Annotated in this window: 17 protein-coding genes; 8 read left to right on the top strand and 9 right to left on the bottom strand. The window is 49.2% G+C overall.

Annotation, left to right across the window (positions count from 1 at the left end; all coding sequences use genetic code 11):
• The first annotated feature begins 157 nt into the window (after positions 1-157).
• The 3 genes from ACO6S1_RS12875 (at position 158) to cls (ending at position 3,434) form a co-directional block, all read left to right on the top strand.
• Positions 158-955: a universal stress protein gene (locus tag ACO6S1_RS12875; RefSeq protein WP_422343060.1), complete on the top strand. Its 798-nt coding sequence runs from the start codon at positions 158-160 to the stop codon at positions 953-955.
• An 83-nt stretch (positions 956-1,038) separates the two neighbouring features.
• On the top strand, positions 1,039-1,842 hold the full coding sequence (locus tag ACO6S1_RS12870; RefSeq protein ID WP_422343059.1) for an alpha/beta fold hydrolase: 804 nt from the start codon (positions 1,039-1,041) through the stop codon (positions 1,840-1,842).
• A 146-nt stretch (positions 1,843-1,988) separates the two neighbouring features.
• Positions 1,989-3,434 carry a cardiolipin synthase gene (gene cls / locus ACO6S1_RS12865; protein ID WP_422343058.1) on the top strand — a complete coding sequence of 482 codons (1,446 nt, stop codon included), beginning with the start codon at positions 1,989-1,991 and terminating at the stop codon, positions 3,432-3,434.
• Here the strand turns inward: cls and mrdA are convergent.
• From mrdA to ACO6S1_RS12820, 9 genes are all read right to left on the bottom strand, one after another.
• Positions 3,418-5,337 carry a penicillin-binding protein 2 gene (mrdA, locus tag ACO6S1_RS12860; protein ID WP_422343057.1) on the bottom strand — a complete coding sequence of 640 codons (1,920 nt, stop codon included), beginning with the start codon at positions 5,335-5,337 and terminating at the stop codon, positions 3,418-3,420. The genes cls and mrdA overlap by 17 nt on opposite strands.
• A gap of 97 nt (positions 5,338-5,434) precedes the next feature.
• The gene (locus tag ACO6S1_RS12855) at positions 5,435-6,328 is read right to left on the bottom strand and encodes a DMT family transporter (protein ID WP_422343056.1); all 894 of its coding nucleotides are present in this window, start codon (positions 6,326-6,328) and stop codon (positions 5,435-5,437) included.
• A 76-nt stretch (positions 6,329-6,404) separates the two neighbouring features.
• Positions 6,405-7,193, bottom strand: coding sequence for a polyphosphate kinase 2 (gene ppk2, locus ACO6S1_RS12850; RefSeq protein ID WP_422343055.1), 789 nt, complete (start codon positions 7,191-7,193; stop codon positions 6,405-6,407).
• Between the two features lie 42 nt (positions 7,194-7,235).
• Positions 7,236-7,913, bottom strand: a complete 678-nt coding sequence (locus tag ACO6S1_RS12845) for a DUF47 domain-containing protein (protein ID WP_422343054.1) — start codon at positions 7,911-7,913, stop codon at positions 7,236-7,238.
• A gap of 227 nt (positions 7,914-8,140) precedes the next feature.
• Positions 8,141-9,400 (bottom strand): MgtC/SapB family protein, encoded by a 1,260-nt coding sequence (locus tag ACO6S1_RS12840; protein ID WP_422343053.1) that lies wholly within the window; start codon positions 9,398-9,400, stop codon positions 8,141-8,143.
• A 130-nt stretch (positions 9,401-9,530) separates the two neighbouring features.
• Positions 9,531-10,502 (bottom strand): inorganic phosphate transporter, encoded by a 972-nt coding sequence (locus ACO6S1_RS12835; RefSeq protein WP_422346191.1) that lies wholly within the window; start codon positions 10,500-10,502, stop codon positions 9,531-9,533.
• Positions 10,503-10,635: 133 nt separating this feature from the next.
• A complete protein-coding gene (locus ACO6S1_RS12830; RefSeq protein ID WP_422346190.1) occupies positions 10,636-12,183 on the bottom strand; it encodes a CHAD domain-containing protein in 1,548 nt (515 codons plus the stop codon).
• Between the two features lie 109 nt (positions 12,184-12,292).
• Positions 12,293-12,523: a hypothetical protein gene (locus ACO6S1_RS12825; RefSeq protein WP_422343052.1), complete on the bottom strand. Its 231-nt coding sequence runs from the start codon at positions 12,521-12,523 to the stop codon at positions 12,293-12,295.
• 174 nt (positions 12,524-12,697) lie between these two features.
• On the bottom strand, positions 12,698-13,738 hold the full coding sequence (locus ACO6S1_RS12820; RefSeq protein ID WP_422343051.1) for a class I SAM-dependent methyltransferase: 1,041 nt from the start codon (positions 13,736-13,738) through the stop codon (positions 12,698-12,700).
• A 393-nt stretch (positions 13,739-14,131) separates the two neighbouring features.
• Between ACO6S1_RS12820 and ACO6S1_RS12815 the strand changes: the two genes are divergently transcribed.
• From ACO6S1_RS12815 to ACO6S1_RS12795, 5 genes are all read left to right on the top strand, one after another.
• Complete coding sequence (locus ACO6S1_RS12815; protein ID WP_422343050.1) at positions 14,132-14,725, top strand: RNA polymerase sigma factor; 594 nt, start codon at positions 14,132-14,134, stop codon at positions 14,723-14,725.
• A gap of 167 nt (positions 14,726-14,892) precedes the next feature.
• Positions 14,893-17,241: a heavy metal translocating P-type ATPase gene (locus tag ACO6S1_RS12810; protein ID WP_335656551.1), complete on the top strand. Its 2,349-nt coding sequence runs from the start codon at positions 14,893-14,895 to the stop codon at positions 17,239-17,241.
• Between the two features lie 44 nt (positions 17,242-17,285).
• Positions 17,286-18,443: an NAD(P)/FAD-dependent oxidoreductase gene (locus ACO6S1_RS12805; protein ID WP_335656552.1), complete on the top strand. Its 1,158-nt coding sequence runs from the start codon at positions 17,286-17,288 to the stop codon at positions 18,441-18,443.
• Positions 18,444-18,620: 177 nt separating this feature from the next.
• Positions 18,621-18,962 (top strand): hypothetical protein, encoded by a 342-nt coding sequence (locus ACO6S1_RS12800; RefSeq protein WP_422343049.1) that lies wholly within the window; start codon positions 18,621-18,623, stop codon positions 18,960-18,962.
• Complete coding sequence (locus tag ACO6S1_RS12795; RefSeq protein WP_422343048.1) at positions 18,959-19,630, top strand: methyltransferase family protein; 672 nt, start codon at positions 18,959-18,961, stop codon at positions 19,628-19,630. Before ACO6S1_RS12800 ends, ACO6S1_RS12795 begins: the two co-directional genes overlap by 4 nt.
• Positions 19,631-19,666: the final 36 nt, after the last annotated feature.

The following is a 19,666-nucleotide window of genomic DNA, read 5'->3' as shown; positions in this document are numbered from 1 at the left end:
GTGAAACGCAGGATATAATCTGCCTCCAATGGCACAATCTTCTCTTTTCGGAACGCTTTCGTGGGTCACCGCCAGGTCGGCACACTGTAACGTTGAAGCCCATCGTCCGTCATTATTCTTAGTCATCGCTCATCAGTGATTTTCTGAAAGGACCAATATGAAAACCATTCTGCTACCAATCGTAGGAGATTCTGGCATGGAAGGACGCCTCGAGGCAGCGATATCCCTCGCCCATGATCAGAAAGCTCACCTGAGCTGCCTGCAAATATTACCATTACCTTTTGGATTATGGGCCGGCGAGGCGTCTGGTATGACTTATAGTTTAATGATCCGCGACGCCGAAGGAGCAGCCAAGGACCGACGTAACGAAACAGAAGCACGGCTTTCTCAAGAGCAGGCTAGCTGGGACTGGTATGTTCGCACAGGGGATCCGGTTAGCGAATTGACAACAGGTTCAAGACTGGCTGATATGGTTATTGTTGGCAGTGGGCCTGGAGACGGTGCTCCTGCTGTTCATATTGCGGCAAATCTAGCGGTTCACGTTACCATTCCCGTGCTGGCTTTTCCGGTTAATGCATACAGCTTTGACCCGGGCGGACCAATGATGATCGCTTGGAATGGGTCAGCAGAGGCCGCCAATGCGCTCCGCAATAGCTTATCGCTGATTTCCAAAGCCTCGGGTGTTCATCTGGTTGTTATCGATGAAGGATCTTCAGCCTTCCCGGCAGAAGATGCAGGTAAATTTTTGTCCCGGCACGGAATTTCAGCCGTAGTAAAGAAACTTACCGCCAAGACGTCGATAGAAGAGACTTTGGAAACAGCTGCTCGCGACATTGAAGCGAGCTGCATTATAATGGGCGCTTATGGCCATTCTCGGACACGCGAAATGATCTTCGGCGGTGTCACCCGTCACATGCTAAAAAATAGTACCATTCCTCTCTTATTGTCCCATTGAGCAATGCTAGCGGTTGGATGATCAAGTGAAACTGATTTGCAGACTTGAACTGTCGAGAAATGCGAAACTCGCAGGGCAAATATATGAGCTATGCAGGATCTTTGGCCATTATGCTCTATAGCGAAAAAATCGGGGACGAAGGTGAAACCATGGTTTTCTTACATGGTATAGCCGGCTCAACGCGTTATTGGAAATCGCGCGTCGAACCATTGACCCGCCATTATCAGCTATTGTTGGTTGATCTGTTGGGGTACGGCCAGTCACCAAAACCCTGGACGAAATATACTGTTGATCGCCATGTCGACGAACTTTACCAGGTCGTTCGTGATCAAAAGGCAATGACCATTGTAGGACATTCATTCGGGGCCATCGTCGCAATTGCGTTTTGCGCTCGCTTTCCTCACTTGGTAAAACGTCTTACCCTGATCGGCCTTCCCTATTTTGGCGATAAACAGGGTGCTATCAAATATTTTAGTGAAAGCCATTTGGCTGAACGATACGTTACGACGAATATTGCCTTTGCAGCGCTTGCTTGTATGATGACACGCTGGGTTCTACGATGGTTTCTTCCTTATGTACTGCGCGATATGCCGCGTGAAGTCGTTGAGGATCTGACCCGCCACACTTGGCGCTCTTATACCTCTTCGTTATGGGACGGTGTTTATGGCCATGATCTTTTTGCTGACGCCGACAGCTTGGATCCCAATTGCAATGTCCTTTGCCTGCATGGAAGCGCAGACAAAACCGCTCCGTTATCCGGCGTCCAAAAACTGTTAGCCAATCGTTCGCGGTGGAAAATCCAAATTTTGGAGGATGGTGACCACCATCCTCTTCTACGAGAGCCAAATTGGTGCCTGCAGCAAATTACGCTGGCAATGAGAAATTGAATAGGTTCTTACTGTTTCTAAAGTTTGCCCGAACATATCGCGATAATGCCGAGATATGTGCTTCAGAATTCAGATATTTAAAAATCTGCAAAGGTTTCCAAAACAAATATAATCAAGCAAAAATGTCGTAGATCGGCCGAAGCAGAATGTTTAATGTAAGCCAAAATGTCATTGATATATTTTCTATCGGATACGTTATAGCCGAGTGGACCATCCGAATCGTGATGCTGATCGTTGTCCCTTTGAGACGCCCCCCCGGATCCGCACGCGGTTGGTTAGTAGCGACTCTTTTTATCCCCATTCCAGCGCTTATTCTCTATTTGTTAATTGGACGACCGACCTATCCGCGTTGGCGGCGAAAGCGCTTTAAAAGAGCCCGGCAAATGCTGGCGATCGCGACGGAAGAAATCAACCATTCTGAGTTTTGCTCGCGGCCCGTGTTGCCTGGTACATATGCTTCTGCTTCAAAACTGGTTGAGAATCTAGGCCAGTTTCCAATAATGGGCGGCAATAAAGTCAATCTTCTTGCCGACTATGACGGAGTGATTGATGAGCTTGTTGCTGACATAAACCGGGCCCGTCATCATGTTCATATTCTGACCTATATATTCGCCAATGATCGCACAGGATCGAAAATCATCGGAGCCCTGAAAAACGCAGCTGAGCGTGGCGTCGAATGCAGGGTGCTGATCGATGCACTGGGCTCACGTCGCTGGTCGCGGGACATTGTTGATCAACTGACAAATGGTGGCGTTCAAGTAGCGCGCGCGCTTCCGGTTACATTTTTGCGCCGGCGCTCGGCCCGCGCAGACCTGCGCAATCATCGGAAAATCGCAATTATCGATTCATTTCATGGGTTTATAGGCTCACAAAATATTATTGATGCACAGTACGCCCCTGGTTTGTTTAATCGGGAATTAGTTGTTCATGTAGCCGGACCAGTGGTACTTGAAATGCAGGCAGTGTTTGCCGCTGATTGGTTTCTTGAAACTGGTCAGGATTTGAACAAAGCTTCATTTTTTCAGCATCGCCATGGCGCAGGATCCACAATAGCCCAGCTGCTGCCGAGCGGGCCCGATTATCCTGTTGCTGGCGCTGGTCGGCTTGTGGTGGCGCTCATATACAGTGCGCGGCGGCGCATCGTTTTAACGACCCCCTATTTTATTCCAGACGTTGCCTTGGTACAGGCTCTTGAAACAGCAGTTATGCGAGGGGTTGAGGTAAGCCTGATACTCTCAAGGGCCTCCGACAGCCTATTGGTCGGCCTTGCTCAACGCTCCTATTATGAGCAGATGCTACGTGCAGGCGTAACCATCTATCTCTATCGCGACGGTCTGCTTCACGCCAAACACATCATGATCGACGAACTTATTTCTGTTATCGGGTCCACAAATATCGACATCCGATCTTTTCAGCTAAATGCTGAAGCCAGTCTCATCCTTTATGATGAGAAAGTTGCGAACACGCTGGATGCAGAACAAGATAAAAATATTGCTGGAAGCGATCGGTTAACCCTAGAGAGCTGGGATCAACGGCCGCGGCCAGTCAAGCTAGTGGAAAATATTGCGCGGCTTGTCAGTCCTCTGCTTTAACAGTTTGAGTGGCCTTGAATTCCACCAACTTTCTAGCCATTCGCTCTTCAATATCTCCGCCCCAATTGGCTTCGAGCTTGAGCAATGCGTCCATTGCAATTTTCCGGTCATACAGGAATGTCATGACATCGCGCGCGATCGGATAGGCCGAACCTGAGCCACCGCCATGCTCAACCACAACCGAAACCGCATATCTTGGATTATCGACAGGCGCGAAGGCGATAAAAAGTCCATGGTCGCGGAAACGCCAAGGTAAACTTGCGTTGGATCTGACACCCCCTGCCCGTTCTTCCATTGTTATTCGCCGCACTTGCGCGGTTCCCGTTTTACCACCCATTTTTAAATTCGGAAGTGGCAATGCTGCCCGGCGGGCTGTCCCTATCGGGCTTACCACATCGCCCATAGCCCGTCTCACAAAGGCAAGATGTTCTGACGGAATGTCGAGAATTGCGGAAGGCGGCGTGTTTTTGGCGAGCAGCAATGAAGGCGCAATACTGCGTCCTGAAGCCATTCGGGCCGCCATAACGGCCAATTGCAGCGGGTTGGAGAGCATATACCCCTGCCCGATCGTAGTGTTTACTGTATCATAAGCTTGCCACTTTTTATTATATTTTCGTAGTTTCCACCGAGCATCTGGCACGGTGCCGTAACTTTGAGAGGAAACCGGCAAATCATATTTTGCCCCGAGACCGAGGGCCTTTGCCATCTGCGCAATTGGCATAATTCCCACCCTCAACGCCATTTGATAGAAATAAATATCGCAGCTTTGATATATGGCTTTGGCCATGTTGACCCGTCCATGACCTCCACGTTTCCAGCAATGGAAGTAGCTATTGCCAACCTTCAGGCGCCCTGTGCAAACTATAGTGTCATCCTCTTTGATTCCCTCCTTCAAAAGCGCCAATGCCACCATTGGCTTTATGGTAGATCCAGGTGGATAAAGGCCGCGTAGTGACTTGTCCCGCAAAGGAACATGATCATCGCTCGACAGCATCTGCCATTCATTCTGGCTAATCCCGTCTGAAAAGCTGTTGGGGTCGAAAGACGGCATCGAGGTCATCGTGAGAATCTCCCCCGTTTGGCCGTCAAGAACCACAACCGAGCCTGATTCTTCGCCTAGCCTCCTTGCCGCATAGCGCTGGAGTTCCGCGTTCAAAGTAAGCTGCATAGATTTGCCTGGAACATCCGATCTTGTTTCCAGCTCCCTTACTATCTTGCCTCTTGCGGTTACCTCGACCCGTTTGGCCCCTGGTTTACCTTGCAGCGTCTCTTCAAATCTCTTCTCCAGACCATCCTTGCCAATTTTGTACCCCGGCGCGAGAAGAATTGGTGACGGATTTTTCTCATATTCTTCAGCAGATGGCGTTCCCACATAGCCCACAAGATGGCCCACGGCGGCACCGGGCGGATAATCTCTTGAAAAACCGCGACTAGCAGATACCCCCGGTAAATCAGGCAAGCGGACACTTACCGCTGCAAAGCCGTTCAAATCCAGACCTGACGCAACATGGATTGGTTGAAAATTATTAGCCCTTCTCAGTTCGGCATTTATTCGCGCAACCTCGTCCGGTTCTAAACGTAATAATTTCCTAAGAGTTGCAATAGTCGCATGGATGTCCTTAACCCGACTGGGATTCAGATCGATACGGAAATCAACTTTGTTGTTTGCGATAGGCTTTTCGTTGCGATCTAAAAGCCAACCTCTGCGCGGCGGTATCAGCGTGAAATTTACCCGGTTACTCTCGGACAATAATTTGTAACGGCTATTTTCAACAACGGAAATATAGCCCATTCGGCCTATTAGAACGACGCCGATACCTAATGAGGCACCGCCCAGTAGTGTTGCACGCCGAGAAAATGTGAGAGATTGAACGCTCCCTGTTATTGTCTTGGTATTTTTCATAATGGCAGTCGCCAATAACCGGATTTCAGACAGAAAAAATTGTTCTGAAAAGCACCTCTCCACCCCAGCACTTTGGATGAGTGGCCAGTTATGTCTGTCATGTTATCGATCGTTTCTGGGCTGATCCCAGCATGAAGATCATTGAAACACCTACTATAGTTAGGGCAATCCCAATCCATTGGAGAAAAGCTATGCGTTCTCCGAAAAATATAACTCCGAGTGCCAAGCCAAAAATCGGGATGAAAAAACTGAAACTATTGGCCCGGTTCAAGGACGTCTTTTCGAGGATGGAAAACCACATCCAGTAGACCAACGAAGTACCGAAAACACTCAGAATCCCGAGTATCAATATGAACTGGGATGACCATTTTACAGCTGTTGGATCTTCAAAAAGCAATGCTGCCATAGCAAGGGGAATACTGCCGATAAGAAGCTGCAGACCCATCGCCATCAATGCATCGACGGATCCGGCGATTTTCTTAATCCAGACATTGCTAATCGTAATGCCCAGTGCAGCGAGAATAATATAGGCTACGCCAATAGCATAGCTATTATTCTCGCTGGAAAGAAATCCTGGCAACGCTATGAATATGATTCCGCCGAAACCCAATAACATGCCCAACACGCCTAGGCGCGTCAGCCGCTCCTTCAATATAAAGACTGCGAGAATTGCAGCAAGCAGAGGCTGTGCATTTGAGATTACGGTCGCAATACCCGGCGACACAAATTCAGCCGCGTGAAACATGCCCAAAAAGCCAAAACTGGTTGCTCCAATCCCCACTATGGCGATGATTTTCCAGTCATTCCAATTTTGGGGCAATGGCTGACGCAAAGCAAAGGCTAGTACAATCAAAATCAAACCGGAGAGGACCGCGCGAAAAGCAGCAAATGTAAGATGCGGCGCAAATTCTATACCCAAGGTTATGAAGGGAAAGCATATTGCCCAAAGAAGCATCACTATTATGATCTGGAAAACAACGGATATGTTCATGATAGAACTCGAGTCCGAGGCGAAATGCGCAACGCATTTTGGACAAAATTGAGCCGGGCTGGACTATTGAGTAATATCACGGCGCAATAATGTTATTATGCAGATATATCTCATCAAACGGAAAGACTATTTCAGCGTCAGGTTGCTCAGCGTGCTTATCCTTGTCCGGGCAATCAACGAGCGACATCAAGTGACCAATAATATTCAATCGTGCCGTTTTTTTATCGTCCGCTTTGACGACATACCATGGCGATATCTCAGTATGGGTCCGGCGGAACATCGCATCACGCGCTTTGCTATAATCGTCCCAATGTTCAATGGCTACTTCATCTATTGGGCTAATTTTCCATTGCTTTAAAGGGTCAACCCGACGATCACGCAAGCGCCGTTTTTGCTCGTCCTTTGAGATATCGAGATAATATTTGTAGATTTGCATCCCGGACCCGAGCAACATCTGCTCGAAAGGAACTACTGATTTCATAAAATTCTCATATTCCGTTTCGCTGCAATAGCCCATGACACGTTCGACACCGGCCCGGTTGTACCAACTTCGATTCATCAATACCATTTCCTGGCTTGATGGAAGATGGGCGACATATCTCTCGAAATACCAGGAGCGGAGTTCTCTGTCCGAAGGCTTGCCCAAGGCCACGACGCGCGTTTCACGCGGACTCAAATGCTCGGTTATCCGCTTGATCACGCCATCTTTGCCTGCCGCATCCCGACCTTCAAAAATAATCAAAATCTGGAGATCATTTCTGATCAGATGTCGTTGCAATTTGACCAATTCCAACTGCAGGCGTTGCAAAGAGGTCTTATAGTTTTCTTTGCCGATCCCTTTGGTCTTTTTTTCCTTTTTACTCATCTTGTCACCTTTCCAAAATCATCTCAATTTGCGCAGAAATGGTCACGCTGTTTTTACAATTATGTTGTGCAGAATATCGCCAGCATGGGCGAAATGGTCGGACGCATTTGACAAATGACGATAAATTTCCCGCCGCTTCAAAACTTCCATCACATAGGACAAACCGCTAGCCACTGCCCTGCAATCGGCCTCCTCCAAAGGATCCAATAGATGCAAAAAATCATCTTGATTGCTGGATTGTTCTGCCCGGGGTTTGGCGGAATAGTATTTTGCATCGAACAACTGAGAAAGCGCTTTGCGATATAGTTTTTCTACCTGTCTTTCCACTTTTTGAACGGCCGCAGCGCTTTGTTCGGCCAAGCTTGGGTTCTTTTTCAAAGTGGCGAAACCGCTTTGAAGCTTTTGCGCACTGGATTGAAGAAGCTTCGCCATTTCGAGCATTTGGGCATCGGGTTCGATCCCAAGAATCTCCATTTCCCGTACGGTCGTCTTGGCATAATTTAAACCCTCATCGATCGAGGTGATCGCCCGATAAATGTCCTCGCGATCAAACGGCGTTGAAAAAGAGCGGTTAAGGGTATCTATATTTCTTATTTTCAGGATATCCCCTTCGTGCTCCAGTCTCCGCACATCATCGGCTCGTTTCTGCTCGCCTGTTTCCATATAGGAGGCCAGCATTTCCATTGCCTGTACAACCACATCACATTGATCATTAAGCATTGAATAGAAGTCCGGGGTTCGCGGGAACACTGTGTGAATGATTTTCGAAAACCGCGAAACTCGTTTTGTTTGTGTGATCTCAGTTTCAGATTGCATCGCCTGTCCAATCGCCGATCTTTTGGCTGAGCCGAATTGCCGTCGTTGGGGAAAGGAGTTGCCTTGGTCGCGTATATCGAAGGCATTCGGCCCGCTTTATCCGATGTGGCCGGCTGCACGCCCTATTCGGTTCAAATATAAACATTAATTAGAACTCCTGCCGAGATGCCAAATACCAAAACCAAGTAACCGGTTAAAATAGGGCGTCGTAGCTTCTTGTCGGCAAACACAAAAACTATCCCAAGTTTAAAAATGAGGTTGGCGAAGAAGGCCAATATGATTGCGTAAACGGCAATGTTGGGATCAAGGATATTATCCGATACCAGTTTCAGATTTGATACTGTAATGGCGTCAATATCGGTCAATCCCGATAGGAAGGACACTAAGAAAACACCGGCTTCTGCAAAGACATCATTCATCCAGGCGACAAGAAATAATATCCCGGCAAAGCTAAGTGCAAAGATCCCCGCGCTCACGATTTCCGCTGGATTTCGTGTTGATACTGCCGGTAAGGGCTCCTTTGAATCTTCAATCCTGCGATACGACCACAAAACGAACAGACTGCCCGCCACCCCGCCCCCTATCAGCCATGGCAGCATGAGAGGCATCAGCATAAACTCCAGTAAGCCCACGATAATTCCAATGCGAACGAGCTGAACCAGGTGGGACAATAATATAATGGTTGCTGCAATGTTGGAGAACCCGGCCTGTTCCTTGCTATATTTAGCATAGACAAGGGTCGTTGCCGTCGTTGAAGCCATGCCTCCCAAAATCCCGGCAATTGCGATGCCCGACTTATGCCCAAATATTTTAAGTGCGAGATAACCCAATAAGCTAAGCCCGCTAATGAGGACCACCAGCCAACCGATTTGATAGGGGTTAAATACCTCGTAAGGGCCGTAATTGTTGTTCGGTAATATTGGCAATAAGATAACCGCGATCGCTGCGAATTGGAAAAACGATATTATTTCCTGTTTGGTCAACCTTTGCGGTACCTCTCGCAATTCTTTACGGAAATAGAGCAACGCAGTCATTGTCACGGCGATCGCGGCCGGCAATAATGGATGACCAATCCATAAAATATAACCCAGTATAAAGGTAATTAGGGCAGCGACTACTGTCGTGGTATCTGGCTCGGCAGCCCGAGATTTTATTTGTGCGATCATCAGGCATGCGGCAACAAGTATCAACAGCGTCCACGTGCCGATCTGAGAATCAGTTTGTGCCCAGATATAGCCGCCGAGCGAACCAGCAAGCGCGATTAGTGTAAAAGTCCGCAGCCCTGCTATAGAATTTTCATGGCGCTGTCTCTCCAGCCCAACCAGAAAGCCAAGGGCCAGGCTTTGTCCAAAGAGCATCAAATGCGAAATTTGAGGGGCGCCGCTGATCATCTTTGACTAACGTCCAACGATCCGCGTTGAGAAACACAGATATGCTGCCTCAGACGCGGCCTTTGCCAGAAGCCCATTGCGAAACATGCAAATTTTTCGGAATTAGGAACATGCCAAATAATCTTTCCCATCAAAAAATCTTTCCAGCCAATTGGATCAATCCGTAAATGGCAATGGAAGCGCTCGCAGCGCCAGGTATCGTGATCAACCATGTCCCAAAGATATGCTTTGCAGTGCCCCAGTGAACTGACTTCGGCCGCTCTGATGTGCCAACGCCCATAATTGCAGTGCTGACCACCTGGGTGGTGGAAACAGGCGCTCCGAGAGCAGATGCCGCCAAAATCACGCCAGCTGACGTCAATTGTGCATCCAACGCGTGGATTGGCCGAACTTTGTAGATCCCGAAACCCAGCGTACGCACAATGCGCCAACCGCCTGTCAGCGTGCCTATTGTGATCGCTGTTGCGCTCGCCAAAATAACCCAAAATGGCACATAGAACTGTCCGCTCACACCCCCAAGGACCAAAATCATGGCAATCACACCCATGCCTTTTTGGGCATCATTTGTTCCATGAGAAAAGGCCAGAGCAGCTGTTGTCAGCCATTGAGAGGCGCGAAGATATTTATTGGCCGATGGCTTGGCGGCACGCAAGGCGAAGACCATGATGCGATGTAAAAGACCGCCCAGTAAAAAACCCAAAATGGGTGAAAGAAACAAAGCTCCCACTATCTTCGCGACACCCTTGAGATGAAAGCCGTCAGTTATCTCAAAACCCCAGACGACATGGCCAGGACCCGCGGCAACGATGACCACTCCCACAAGACCTCCAACCAGAGCTTGGGAAGAGGAGACGGGAAGTCCAAACCACCAGGTTAAAAAATTCCAGATGATCGCGCCGCCCAGACCTGATAATATGACAGTTAATGACATAATATTTCCCAGATCGGAGACATCGACAAAGTTGCCAATCGTATTAGCAACCGCAGTTCCTCCAACGATAGGTCCAAGAAAAGTGAACGAGGACACTAGAATAATTGCCTGTATTGGGGTCATTGCATGCGAGGCAATTGCCGTAGCCAACATGTTGGCAGCGTCTTGCATTCCGTTAGAATAATCAAACAACAGAGCAATGAAGACGCCCAAAATGACAAGGACCATCACACCGCTCATAGCGGAGCCTCATTTTGATATCGTTTGAACCGGCCTGCCCTCGCGTTCCGATTCTGCATCGGTATCATTTTCTATCCCAGAAAGCTTTGGTATCGAGGAACCGGTTTACATCCTTGAAGAGCTTTTTTTCGGTAAATTTAGCTTCGCGTTGGTGCCATCCGATGACAATGCCAGCGGTATAAAACCATGCTGGCGTGGCAGCATTGGGTTCCGCACTCAGCATTTTCTCGACGAGCAGTTCCGCAGCCAGGACATCATTCAAATAACCCATCCGACTTTGAATGGGACTAAGCGTTTTCTGAAATTTCAGAACTTGCTTATCTGGATAAATATTAGCAGAAAAATCGATGGTATAACGCAGTTTCTTCATAACTAATCTTAGATTATGCCGCTCTTCCTCAGACATTTTCTTAAGCTTTTGACAGTTTTTGCGCACAATTCTATTCTGCTTCTTCAGTTGCTTTACGCAAAATTTTCTCGCCGCCGCTGACAGGTCCATTGCTTTTGGAGAGGGTGCGCTATCCCGCCAGATGTCGCTATAAAGCCATGTACTAAGCCCTAGAATAAACTCCGTATAGCGCGCGGAATTGATTGCGCTGCGGGCTTGTTTGCGATGAAGAACTCTTTCATTCTCGACAGCCGACAAAAGCAGTTCAAATCCGATGGCCGGTCTGGAAATTTTGGCGACCGGTGCTACAAATTCATCGATGAAAACATCCCAGCTGCGCGCTGCCGATAGCTCATCCCTAAGCCATTTTGCTTCGGTCATGATCCAATCATATTTTTCTGGCGCAATATTGGACTGAAAAATCTCCAAGCCTGCATGCAAACGCCGCAAGGCAACCCGCATTTGATGGATGCCCTCGGCATCGTCCAGCAGAACCGACGCTTCATTGGCTTGCAGATAGCTGATTGTCTGCTGAAGATTGTCGACAAACGCCTGTTCTCCAGTGAAGCTTTTCAACAGCTTAAACTGCTGCCATTTTTGAGCGCGTGGCTCTTCCTTGGACAACAATGAATAGCCACGCGCTGCTTTGCTCACAGTGCTGGTCCGGAACGGGACTGTCTGATTAATAGTTGCCGCAAGTTCAAATATGCGAGCGGCTGAACCGCTTAAAAGTTCGAGCTCGAATTCACAAATTGGCTGGGCTGCTTCGCCTGCGGTGACTTCGCCGACATCGATGTCGAGCGACACTGTCGTACCATCTTCAAATTTGAGTTTACGGGACTGCCGCCTAACAACGGATTGGAAAACAGCTTGTAGATTGTCATCGGCCAATCGTTTTAACTTGGTCCGGATTTTCTTATTTTCAAGAAGATCAATTTGTGGGATTTGATCCGGCAATTCAGCCTCCCATTCTGTTCTCCCCATGATGGCGCCCAGAGGTTCGCTCTGCCGTTTCAGGCACTGGGTATAAGTCTTGCCGATTTTGCGAACACGCAATGAATAGCCGTGCTTGTGCAGAGCATGATCGGGCGTATCAAAATATGTCGTTGTCAGAACGCGAGAAACTGCCTTATTGACTGCCAGATCGGTAATGGCACAAAGACTTTTTAACTGCTCCAGCTGTTCGGCCTTGAAAACCCCTTTTAATTCCATTTCATTGTTCATTGACACTGGTTCTTTCCTTTGCGGTAAAGAGGTTCTTCGGGATTCCGCGGTCGCTAGTTAAATTGCAGGCCAACGCAACTAATGCTTGGGTTACTCCGCCCAGTCAGAGTCAGGCAGCTTGATGTTCTCGGTGACGGTTAATCTCATGACGGACTATCGTCGGTTCACGCTGAGCGCAGGATTGTGCACGATCAATCCGTGATAATACTGTGCGCAATTCATCCGCTTCGGCAGTGTCTTGCTGGCCATGCGCTTCCAGCCTGGCAAGCTTCTGCCGGAATATTGGGGCGTACATCGTGATAATCTCTTTGTCTGCATTATCATTTTCGGCATCGTTCATCTGAAATTCTCCAAAATTTCCCTATGTGACTGGATACATGGTGATGGCTCAAACCGCCGGCGTTCCTAAACATCGGGAACGGTTCGATTGGGTTCAATTATAATGACGTGGCAAATGATGATTTGTTACACTTATGTTAAATGTGCCTCCAAGCCTTCCTACCAAACTCCCGGATCATGCAGCACGCCTTGAATATCCGTCCTGCGGTTGCGAATGTACGAGATAGTCGCGTGTAAGCGGGACAGCGTCCTGCTTTTTAGCTAATTGAACCTGAAAAACCACATGGCCATTTTGCCTGAATGCGAGCTCGCTGACGACCAGATAAAAACGCCACATCCGGCAGAATCGTTCATCATAGATTTTTTTAACTTCATCAATTTTTTGTTCGAATCTGTCGCGCCATGCTTTCAGTGTATCGGCATAATGGAGCCGTAAAACTTCGACATCTGTAACATATAGACCTGAGCGTTCAGCAGCGGCCATTACTTCGGAAAGAGCCGGAGAATATCCTCCAGGGAATATATATTTAGCAATCCATGGATTTGTCGCACCAGGACCATCGGCTCGGCCAATAAAATGGAGCAGCGCGATACCATCCTCCGCAAGACTGCCATGTAACTTGGAAAAAAACTCCGAATAGTGGGGTATGCCAACATGCTCGAACATACCGACCGACACTATGCGATCAAAGGTTTCGGTGACTTCTCGATAATCTTGCAAACGAAATTCTGCGCGGGCACTTGTCTGCAATTTTCCTGCCCTCTCAAGGGCAACATTATGTTGCTCACATGACAGCGTAACCCCGGTTACATGCGCCCCGTGCTCTTTGGCCAGGTGAAGGCCCAATCCGCCCCAACCGCACCCTATATCCAACACATGATGACCCGGCTCTAGCATTAGCTTGGCAGCAATATGGTTTTTCTTGTTTTCCTGTGCGGTTTCCAGGCTGTCATCGGGTCCGGTGAAATATGCGCAGGAATATTGCATGTCATCGTCCAGAAAGAGCCGATAAAAATCTTTCGAAAGATCATAATGATGGGCCACATTGTTGCGGGCGATGGTCAATGGATTATGTTGCGCGAAATATCGATGAAATTGCCGATAAAGGGTAACTTTGCGAGAAAACCAGCTTGGGCGTTGCAATGCTTGGTTGTTGATCAACAACTCCAGCAATCCATAAATATCGTCATTTGCTACGGTCAGCGAACCGTCCATATAGGCCTCGCCCAAAATAAGCTCGGGGTTGAGGAATAGCTTTCTGGGCAGACTGCGTGAATGTATTTTGATACTTATTGGATTTTTGCAGTCTGGGCCATATTGCTGTTCCTTTCCGTTTGGAAAGATTACACGCAGGGCACCGGTTTTTATAAAACCGGAAAGAAATTTTGATAGAAGATATGTCCACATTTTCTGTCCTCACTATCTGTCTGTAATCGCAAGTCAGGGCTTTTTGGCCCGTTTTAAATCTCTTGCGTCAATGTGAGGGACGTCAACGAAGCGGGTTTGTTACAGTTTGACAATGACAAGGCCATCGGGTCCAATAAACATCGTGGATATGACAATATGCAGGCGTGGAGCGACCCAGGCGCTGCTTGCTGGGAGTAAATTATGGCATCTGACAACAATGAGCCGGGGGAGGACTATTCTGTGCACAAGGTCATGGCTGAAGTCCAAGCAGAGTTTCTTCGTTTTTTGGTCTATAAGCTTGGAAATAGAGACGAAGCGGCGGACGTGCTGCAGAATTTCTATGTCAGGGTCCTGGACCGCATCGATGATGTGCGCGACAGCGAAAAATTAAGAGGGTGGATGCGCAAAGTACTCCATACAACCTTGATCGACCACTATCGTGCTCAGGGCAAACGACGCGTCATTGAAAAGGAATATGCAAACTTTGAGAAGCTGATGGATAGCGAAGAAGCGGAACATGAATTAGATCGCATGATTTGCATTTGTCTATATCAGCTCCTACCGACCTTGAAATCCGATTATGCCGATATTCTCTGGCGTGTTGATATCGTTGGCGAAGCGCGCGAGAGTGTATCCGCCGCCTTGGACATCAGCGAAAGTAATCTGCGGGTACGCCTGCACCGCGCGCGTCAAGCGCTGCGCGATCGATTGAAAGAAACATGTGAAACCTGTCCTGTGCATGGATTTCTCAATTGCGATTGTTCGCACGCAACCCACGCCGTTCCCTTGGATTGAGCTAAACTATCTTACGACTGTAACGAAGCTCATCCCAGTCCGTCTATCTTTCTGTCGGTTCGAGGATCGCTGTTGGGCGCTATCTGCCCAACCATGGTCTTTCGTGAAAATATGCTGTCATTTGGACATGAACCGCCAAAAAGATGAAAAATCAAAGAGGGATACATATGCGGACCGCTGTAATTGAAGTATCGGGGTTGATTTCACCGTTAAGTTCACAGGGCGTTGAAAAACAGCTTTCCAAGTTAAGGGGAATAGAAAAAGCATCCGTAAACTATGCCAGCGGCAGCGCCACCGTAACTTTCGATGAAAAAGAAATAGGGCTGGTAGAAATCGAAACAAAAATTGCCGAATGCGGCTATCACTGCGGCGGAGAACTGTTGCCAAAGCATCTATGCGAAAAAGAACAACCAAAGACCGGCTCTGCTGATCATACGAAACACAACGGTCATGGTAAAAAAGCCGCTGAGCTGAGCGAAGATGACAAGCAGGCCGCAACCGATCATACCGCTCATGAAATGGGTCATGGCGGCGGTATGGATATGGCCGACATGGTAAAAGACATGCGCAATCGCTTCTGGATTGCGCTGATATTTGCTATTCCCATTTTCATTTATTCGCCAATGGGCGGACTGTTTACACCGCCAGCTCCTCCACTCGGGCTGCGCCTGGATCTTTGGTTATTTTTCCTTGGCAGCGCAGCGATAGTTTATCCGAGCTGGCCGTTCTTTATCGCCGCCTGGCGCGCGCTTCGTAACGGTGTGCTTAATATGGCGGTGCTCGTCGTCTTGTCTGTCGGCACCGGATATTTTTTCAGCGTCGGATCAACATTCTTTTTCCCTGGGGTTCAGTTTTTTGAGGCTGTAGCGGTGCTTTTAGTATTCATTTTGCTGGGACACTGGCTCGAGATGCGCGCACGCGCGGGCGCGTCCAACGCTATTCGCTCGCTTATGGACCTCGCGCCGCCGAAAGCTACTGTATTGCGTGAAGGCAAGGAAATTGAAATATCAACTGCCGAAGTGCTCAAAGATGATGTGGTAGTCATTCGGCCAGGCAATAAAATTCCGGTAGATGGAGAAATTCTGGAGGGCGAAACGCTCGTCGATGAATCAATGTTGACCGGCGAATCCATGCCCGTCAACAAGAAGCCGGGAGACAATGTCTTTGGCGCAACGATCAACAAAAGCGGTAGCTTTCAATATCGCGCGACCAAGGTTGGCGCCGATACCGCGCTGGCGCAAATCGTCAAACTGGTTCAGGAAGCCCAAAATTCAAAGGCCCCATCCCAGCTGCTAGCCGACAAAGCCTCCCAGTGGCTGGTCCTGATCGCTGTTGTTATCGGTCTTGCAACCTTTGCCGTCTGGTTTTGGTGGCTCGGGCAACCTCTTTTGTTCGCTTTGACATTGACCATTACTGTCTTTGTAATCGCCTGCCCTGACGCTCTTGGTCTCGCAACGCCCATGGCCGTTATGGTTGGCACAGGGCTCGGTGCGATGAACGGTATTCTTTTCAAAAATGCCAGTGCCCTCGAGGACGCCACAAAACTCGATATTATCGTCTTTGATAAAACCGGAACATTGACAATGGGTGCTCCCGAAGTGGTCGAGGTTGTTACATCTTCTGAAGTGTCCATCGATGAGGTGCTTGCGATGGCGGCAACCGTCGAGCAAGGTTCTGATCATCCCTTGGCACAGGCCATAACAAAGCGCGCTGGTGATCTGCCAAAGCAAAAATTGGCAGCGTTTGAAAATATCGAAGGTAAAGGCGCGCGCGCCGAGCTTGATGGCGAAGAAGTACTCCTTGGCAATAGAAGGCTTATGGATGAACGTGAAGTTTCGATGAGCGAACTCAAAGCCGAAGCGGCGCGACTGCAAGGAGCGGGCCAGACCGTTGTTCACATTGCCAAAGGCGGCAAGCTTACTGGCCTCATTGCAATTTCCGACGCGCCGCGTCCAACGGCCGCTGCTATGGTCAAAATGCTACGCAAACGCGGCGTGGAGGTCGCCATGCTAACCGGCGATAACCAGGCGACGGCCGAACGTATTGCTTCCGGCCTTGGCATTACGACCGTTCTGGCTGATGTTTTGCCGGGACAAAAGGCCGAAAAGGTTAAAGAACTGCAGGATCAGGGCAAAAGAGTAGGTATGGTCGGTGACGGCGTCAATGACGCTCCTGCCCTTACCCAGGCCGACGTCGGATTCGCCATTGGAGCTGGTACAGACGTCGCAATCGAAAGCGCCGATGTGGTACTCATGAAAAGTGACCCTTATGATGTTCTGGGTGCGATCGAATTATCGCGCGCAACATTGCGAAAAATGCATCAGAATCTATTCTGGGCCGTTGCCTATAATGTGATCGCTTTTCCGATGGCCGCCGGCGTTCTTTATCCTTTCATCATAAGTCCCGAGGTTGCAGCGCTCGCCATGTCAGGCAGTTCGGCCTTGGTTGCCATCAATGCACTATTACTGAAACGGATCCGTCTGGAAGGTATCCATGCAGCACCGGTGCACGCATAGGTCGATGGATCCCAAGCTAGGCTCCAAAGGAGAAACTCAATAGCATGGCTGGGGATCTTCCATCGAATGGCTTGATATCCCGAAGCGAGCCGATTGCTATTGTCGGTGCCGGCCCGGCAGGTCTGGCTTGTGCCATTCTGCTCGCGCGGGCCGGGCGCAAAGTGATAGTGCGTGAATGGCATAAGACGGTCGGCAGCAGGTTTCACGGCGATTACCAAGGTCTTGAAAACTGGAGCGGCAAGCGCGATGTGCTGGACGAACTAAACGAAGCAGGGATCCAAACAAGTTTCAGCGCCCACCCCGTCTTTCAAGGGACAGCTTATGATTATCGCGGTAAAGATTACCCGATAATCGGTGATCGTCCGCTATACTATCTCGTACAGCGCGGTGGTCAGAAGGACAGCCTTGAGCAAGGATTGCTCGATCAGGCTGTTTCAGTCGGCGTCGACATTCGTTTTGGTGAGCGCGCAACAAGTATCGAAGGGCCCGCTGTCTCCGCAATCGGACCCCGCTCAGCCGATGCAATTGCAGCAGGCTATATATTCGAAACCGATCAGGCCGACAGCAATCATATTGTTTTTGATAACAAGCTTGCCCCGCATGGCTATGCCTATTTGCTGGTCCACAATGGCCGGGGTACGCTAGCAAGCTGCATGTTCAGCGGCTTTAAAAATCAAGCGGTGCACGTGGCGCGCTCTGTAAAGTTTTTCGAAGAAAAAACCGGACTGAAAATGAACTCTCCGCGCGCGTTCGGTGGATTTGGAAATTTCCGTATCCCCAACACGGCAATGCAAGGCGGCCATCCGCTGATTGGCGAACAAGCTGGCTTTCAGGATATGCTTGCAGGCTTTGGAATGCGGTATGCCTTGCGCTCGGGCATTTTGGCGGCCCAGAGCTTGATTGATGGCACTGATTACACCCGTTTGTGGCGCGCGCAGCTCCTGCCACTATTGAAAATCGGCATTAGCAACCGTTTCCTGTACAATGCCGCGGGTGACCGCGGGGCACGATTGGCGCTGCGGAACATTAGCCATTCAAATGCATCTGCAAGGTTGCATCGTCTGTATCAACCCTCTCTTCTTACGAAAATCATATTCCCGCTTGCACGGCGGCAATTTCGCCGCCCACTTCATGATCCAAGCTGTGATCATATTGCATGCCAATGTGTCTGGTGTGAGCATGGAGTAGGTCACGCCGACTAGATATTCTGACGGACGAGCACAAATATCAAGCGCCACGGCTGTCCAAAGTTGGCGAATTTGAGTTGTCGACTGTAACGCAACGCGTTTTCTAACGTCTATTCCCATGAGCAATCTATGAGCGTCGGATTTTTTAGGAATGCCGCGCCCGTGCGATTATGAAAACGGAGGTATCATATCATGCAACACCAACACAAGTCATCCGCGTCACAGCCATCCAACTCCCGCGCCAAATTTGTATTTTATGGGTTTTTGGCAATAGCGGCCTTTGCTCTATATTTTGAGCATCAAGCCCATATCCCAGGCGACTATCTGCTGCTTGGCGGCCTGCTGCTTGTTTGCGTTGTCATGCATAGTTTCATGCATGGTGGGCATGGCGGGCATGGCGGGCATGGCGGGCATGGCGGGCATGGCGGGCATGGCGGGCATGGCGGGCATGGCGGGCATGGCGGGCATGGCGGGCATGGTGCCAAGCGCGGCGATCCTGATCAAGGATCTATCCCTGACAAGGTGGGGGAATGATAATGGATATGTCTGCCTACGGGCTATGGTTTCTGGTCGTCTTCAACTCGGCCATCTTCATCATCTTTGCGTTTAGTTTTTTCAAACCTCGGACAAAGCGAGATTGGCGCTCTTTTGGGGCCTTTAGCGCATTCATTGTCGCTCTTTTTACCGAAATGTACGGTTTTCCATTGACCATTTACTTCCTCGCAGGCTGGTTGCAATCCAACTATCCCAATATCGACTGGTTTGCGCATGATAGCGGTCATTTGCTGGAAATGATTTTTGGATGGGAGGCTAATCCTCATTTTGGGCCTTTCCATCTGCTAAGTTTCATCTTCATCGGCGGCGGATTCTATTTGCTCTCCGTAGCTTGGCGCGTTCTTTACAAAGCGCAGCATAGCGGCGAACTGGCACAAACAGGCCCCTACGCGCGGATAAGACATCCACAATATGTCGGTTTTGTGATGATCATGATTGGATTTCTATTCCAGTGGCCAACCCTGCTGACGCTGGCAATGTTTCCCATATTGCTGATCATGTACTGGCGGCTCGCACTTAAAGAAGAACGCGAAGTCGAAGCGCAACTGGGAGATGTTTATCGCAGCTATGCAGCTAAGGTCCCTCGCTTTATTCCGCGATGGGGCAGTAAATCGGCGACAGTTCCCATCGGTCAGGATGGATCATGAACCGAGTTGGCAAAGTCGCAATAGCGGCACATCGTA

Source organism: Parasphingorhabdus sp. (genome assembly GCF_965233695.1).
Taxonomy (GTDB): Bacteria; Pseudomonadota; Alphaproteobacteria; order Sphingomonadales; family Sphingomonadaceae; genus Parasphingorhabdus.
Note: the sequence above shows the minus strand (reverse complement) of the source record. Positions and strands in the feature narration are given on the sequence as shown.

Coding starts and splice junctions, on each gene's coding strand:
- ACO6S1_RS12825 (WP_422343052.1), bottom strand. CDS start 12,523: ATGAACGATGCCGAAAATGATAATGCAGACAAAGAGATTATCACGATG.
- ACO6S1_RS12855 (WP_422343056.1), bottom strand. CDS start 6,328: ATGAACATATCCGTTGTTTTCCAGATCATAATAGTGATGCTTCTTTGG.
- ACO6S1_RS12800 (WP_422343049.1), top strand. CDS start 18,621: ATGCAACACCAACACAAGTCATCCGCGTCACAGCCATCCAACTCCCGC.
- ACO6S1_RS12835 (WP_422346191.1), bottom strand. CDS start 10,502: ATGCAAGACGCTGCCAACATGTTGGCTACGGCAATTGCCTCGCATGCA.
- ACO6S1_RS12805 (WP_335656552.1), top strand. CDS start 17,286: ATGGCTGGGGATCTTCCATCGAATGGCTTGATATCCCGAAGCGAGCCG.
- ACO6S1_RS12875 (WP_422343060.1), top strand. CDS start 158: ATGAAAACCATTCTGCTACCAATCGTAGGAGATTCTGGCATGGAAGGA.
- mrdA (WP_422343057.1), bottom strand. CDS start 5,337: ATGAAAAATACCAAGACAATAACAGGGAGCGTTCAATCTCTCACATTT.
- ACO6S1_RS12845 (WP_422343054.1), bottom strand. CDS start 7,913: ATGCTTAATGATCAATGTGATGTGGTTGTACAGGCAATGGAAATGCTG.
- ACO6S1_RS12840 (WP_422343053.1), bottom strand. CDS start 9,400: ATGATCAGCGGCGCCCCTCAAATTTCGCATTTGATGCTCTTTGGACAA.
- ACO6S1_RS12870 (WP_422343059.1), top strand. CDS start 1,039: ATGAGCTATGCAGGATCTTTGGCCATTATGCTCTATAGCGAAAAAATC.
- cls (WP_422343058.1), top strand. CDS start 1,989: ATGTTTAATGTAAGCCAAAATGTCATTGATATATTTTCTATCGGATAC.
- ACO6S1_RS12820 (WP_422343051.1), bottom strand. CDS start 13,738: ATGGACGGTTCGCTGACCGTAGCAAATGACGATATTTATGGATTGCTG.
- ppk2 (WP_422343055.1), bottom strand. CDS start 7,193: ATGAGTAAAAAGGAAAAAAAGACCAAAGGGATCGGCAAAGAAAACTAT.
- ACO6S1_RS12810 (WP_335656551.1), top strand. CDS start 14,893: ATGCGGACCGCTGTAATTGAAGTATCGGGGTTGATTTCACCGTTAAGT.
- ACO6S1_RS12815 (WP_422343050.1), top strand. CDS start 14,132: ATGGCATCTGACAACAATGAGCCGGGGGAGGACTATTCTGTGCACAAG.
- ACO6S1_RS12830 (WP_422346190.1), bottom strand. CDS start 12,183: ATGAACAATGAAATGGAATTAAAAGGGGTTTTCAAGGCCGAACAGCTG.
- ACO6S1_RS12795 (WP_422343048.1), top strand. CDS start 18,959: ATGATAATGGATATGTCTGCCTACGGGCTATGGTTTCTGGTCGTCTTC.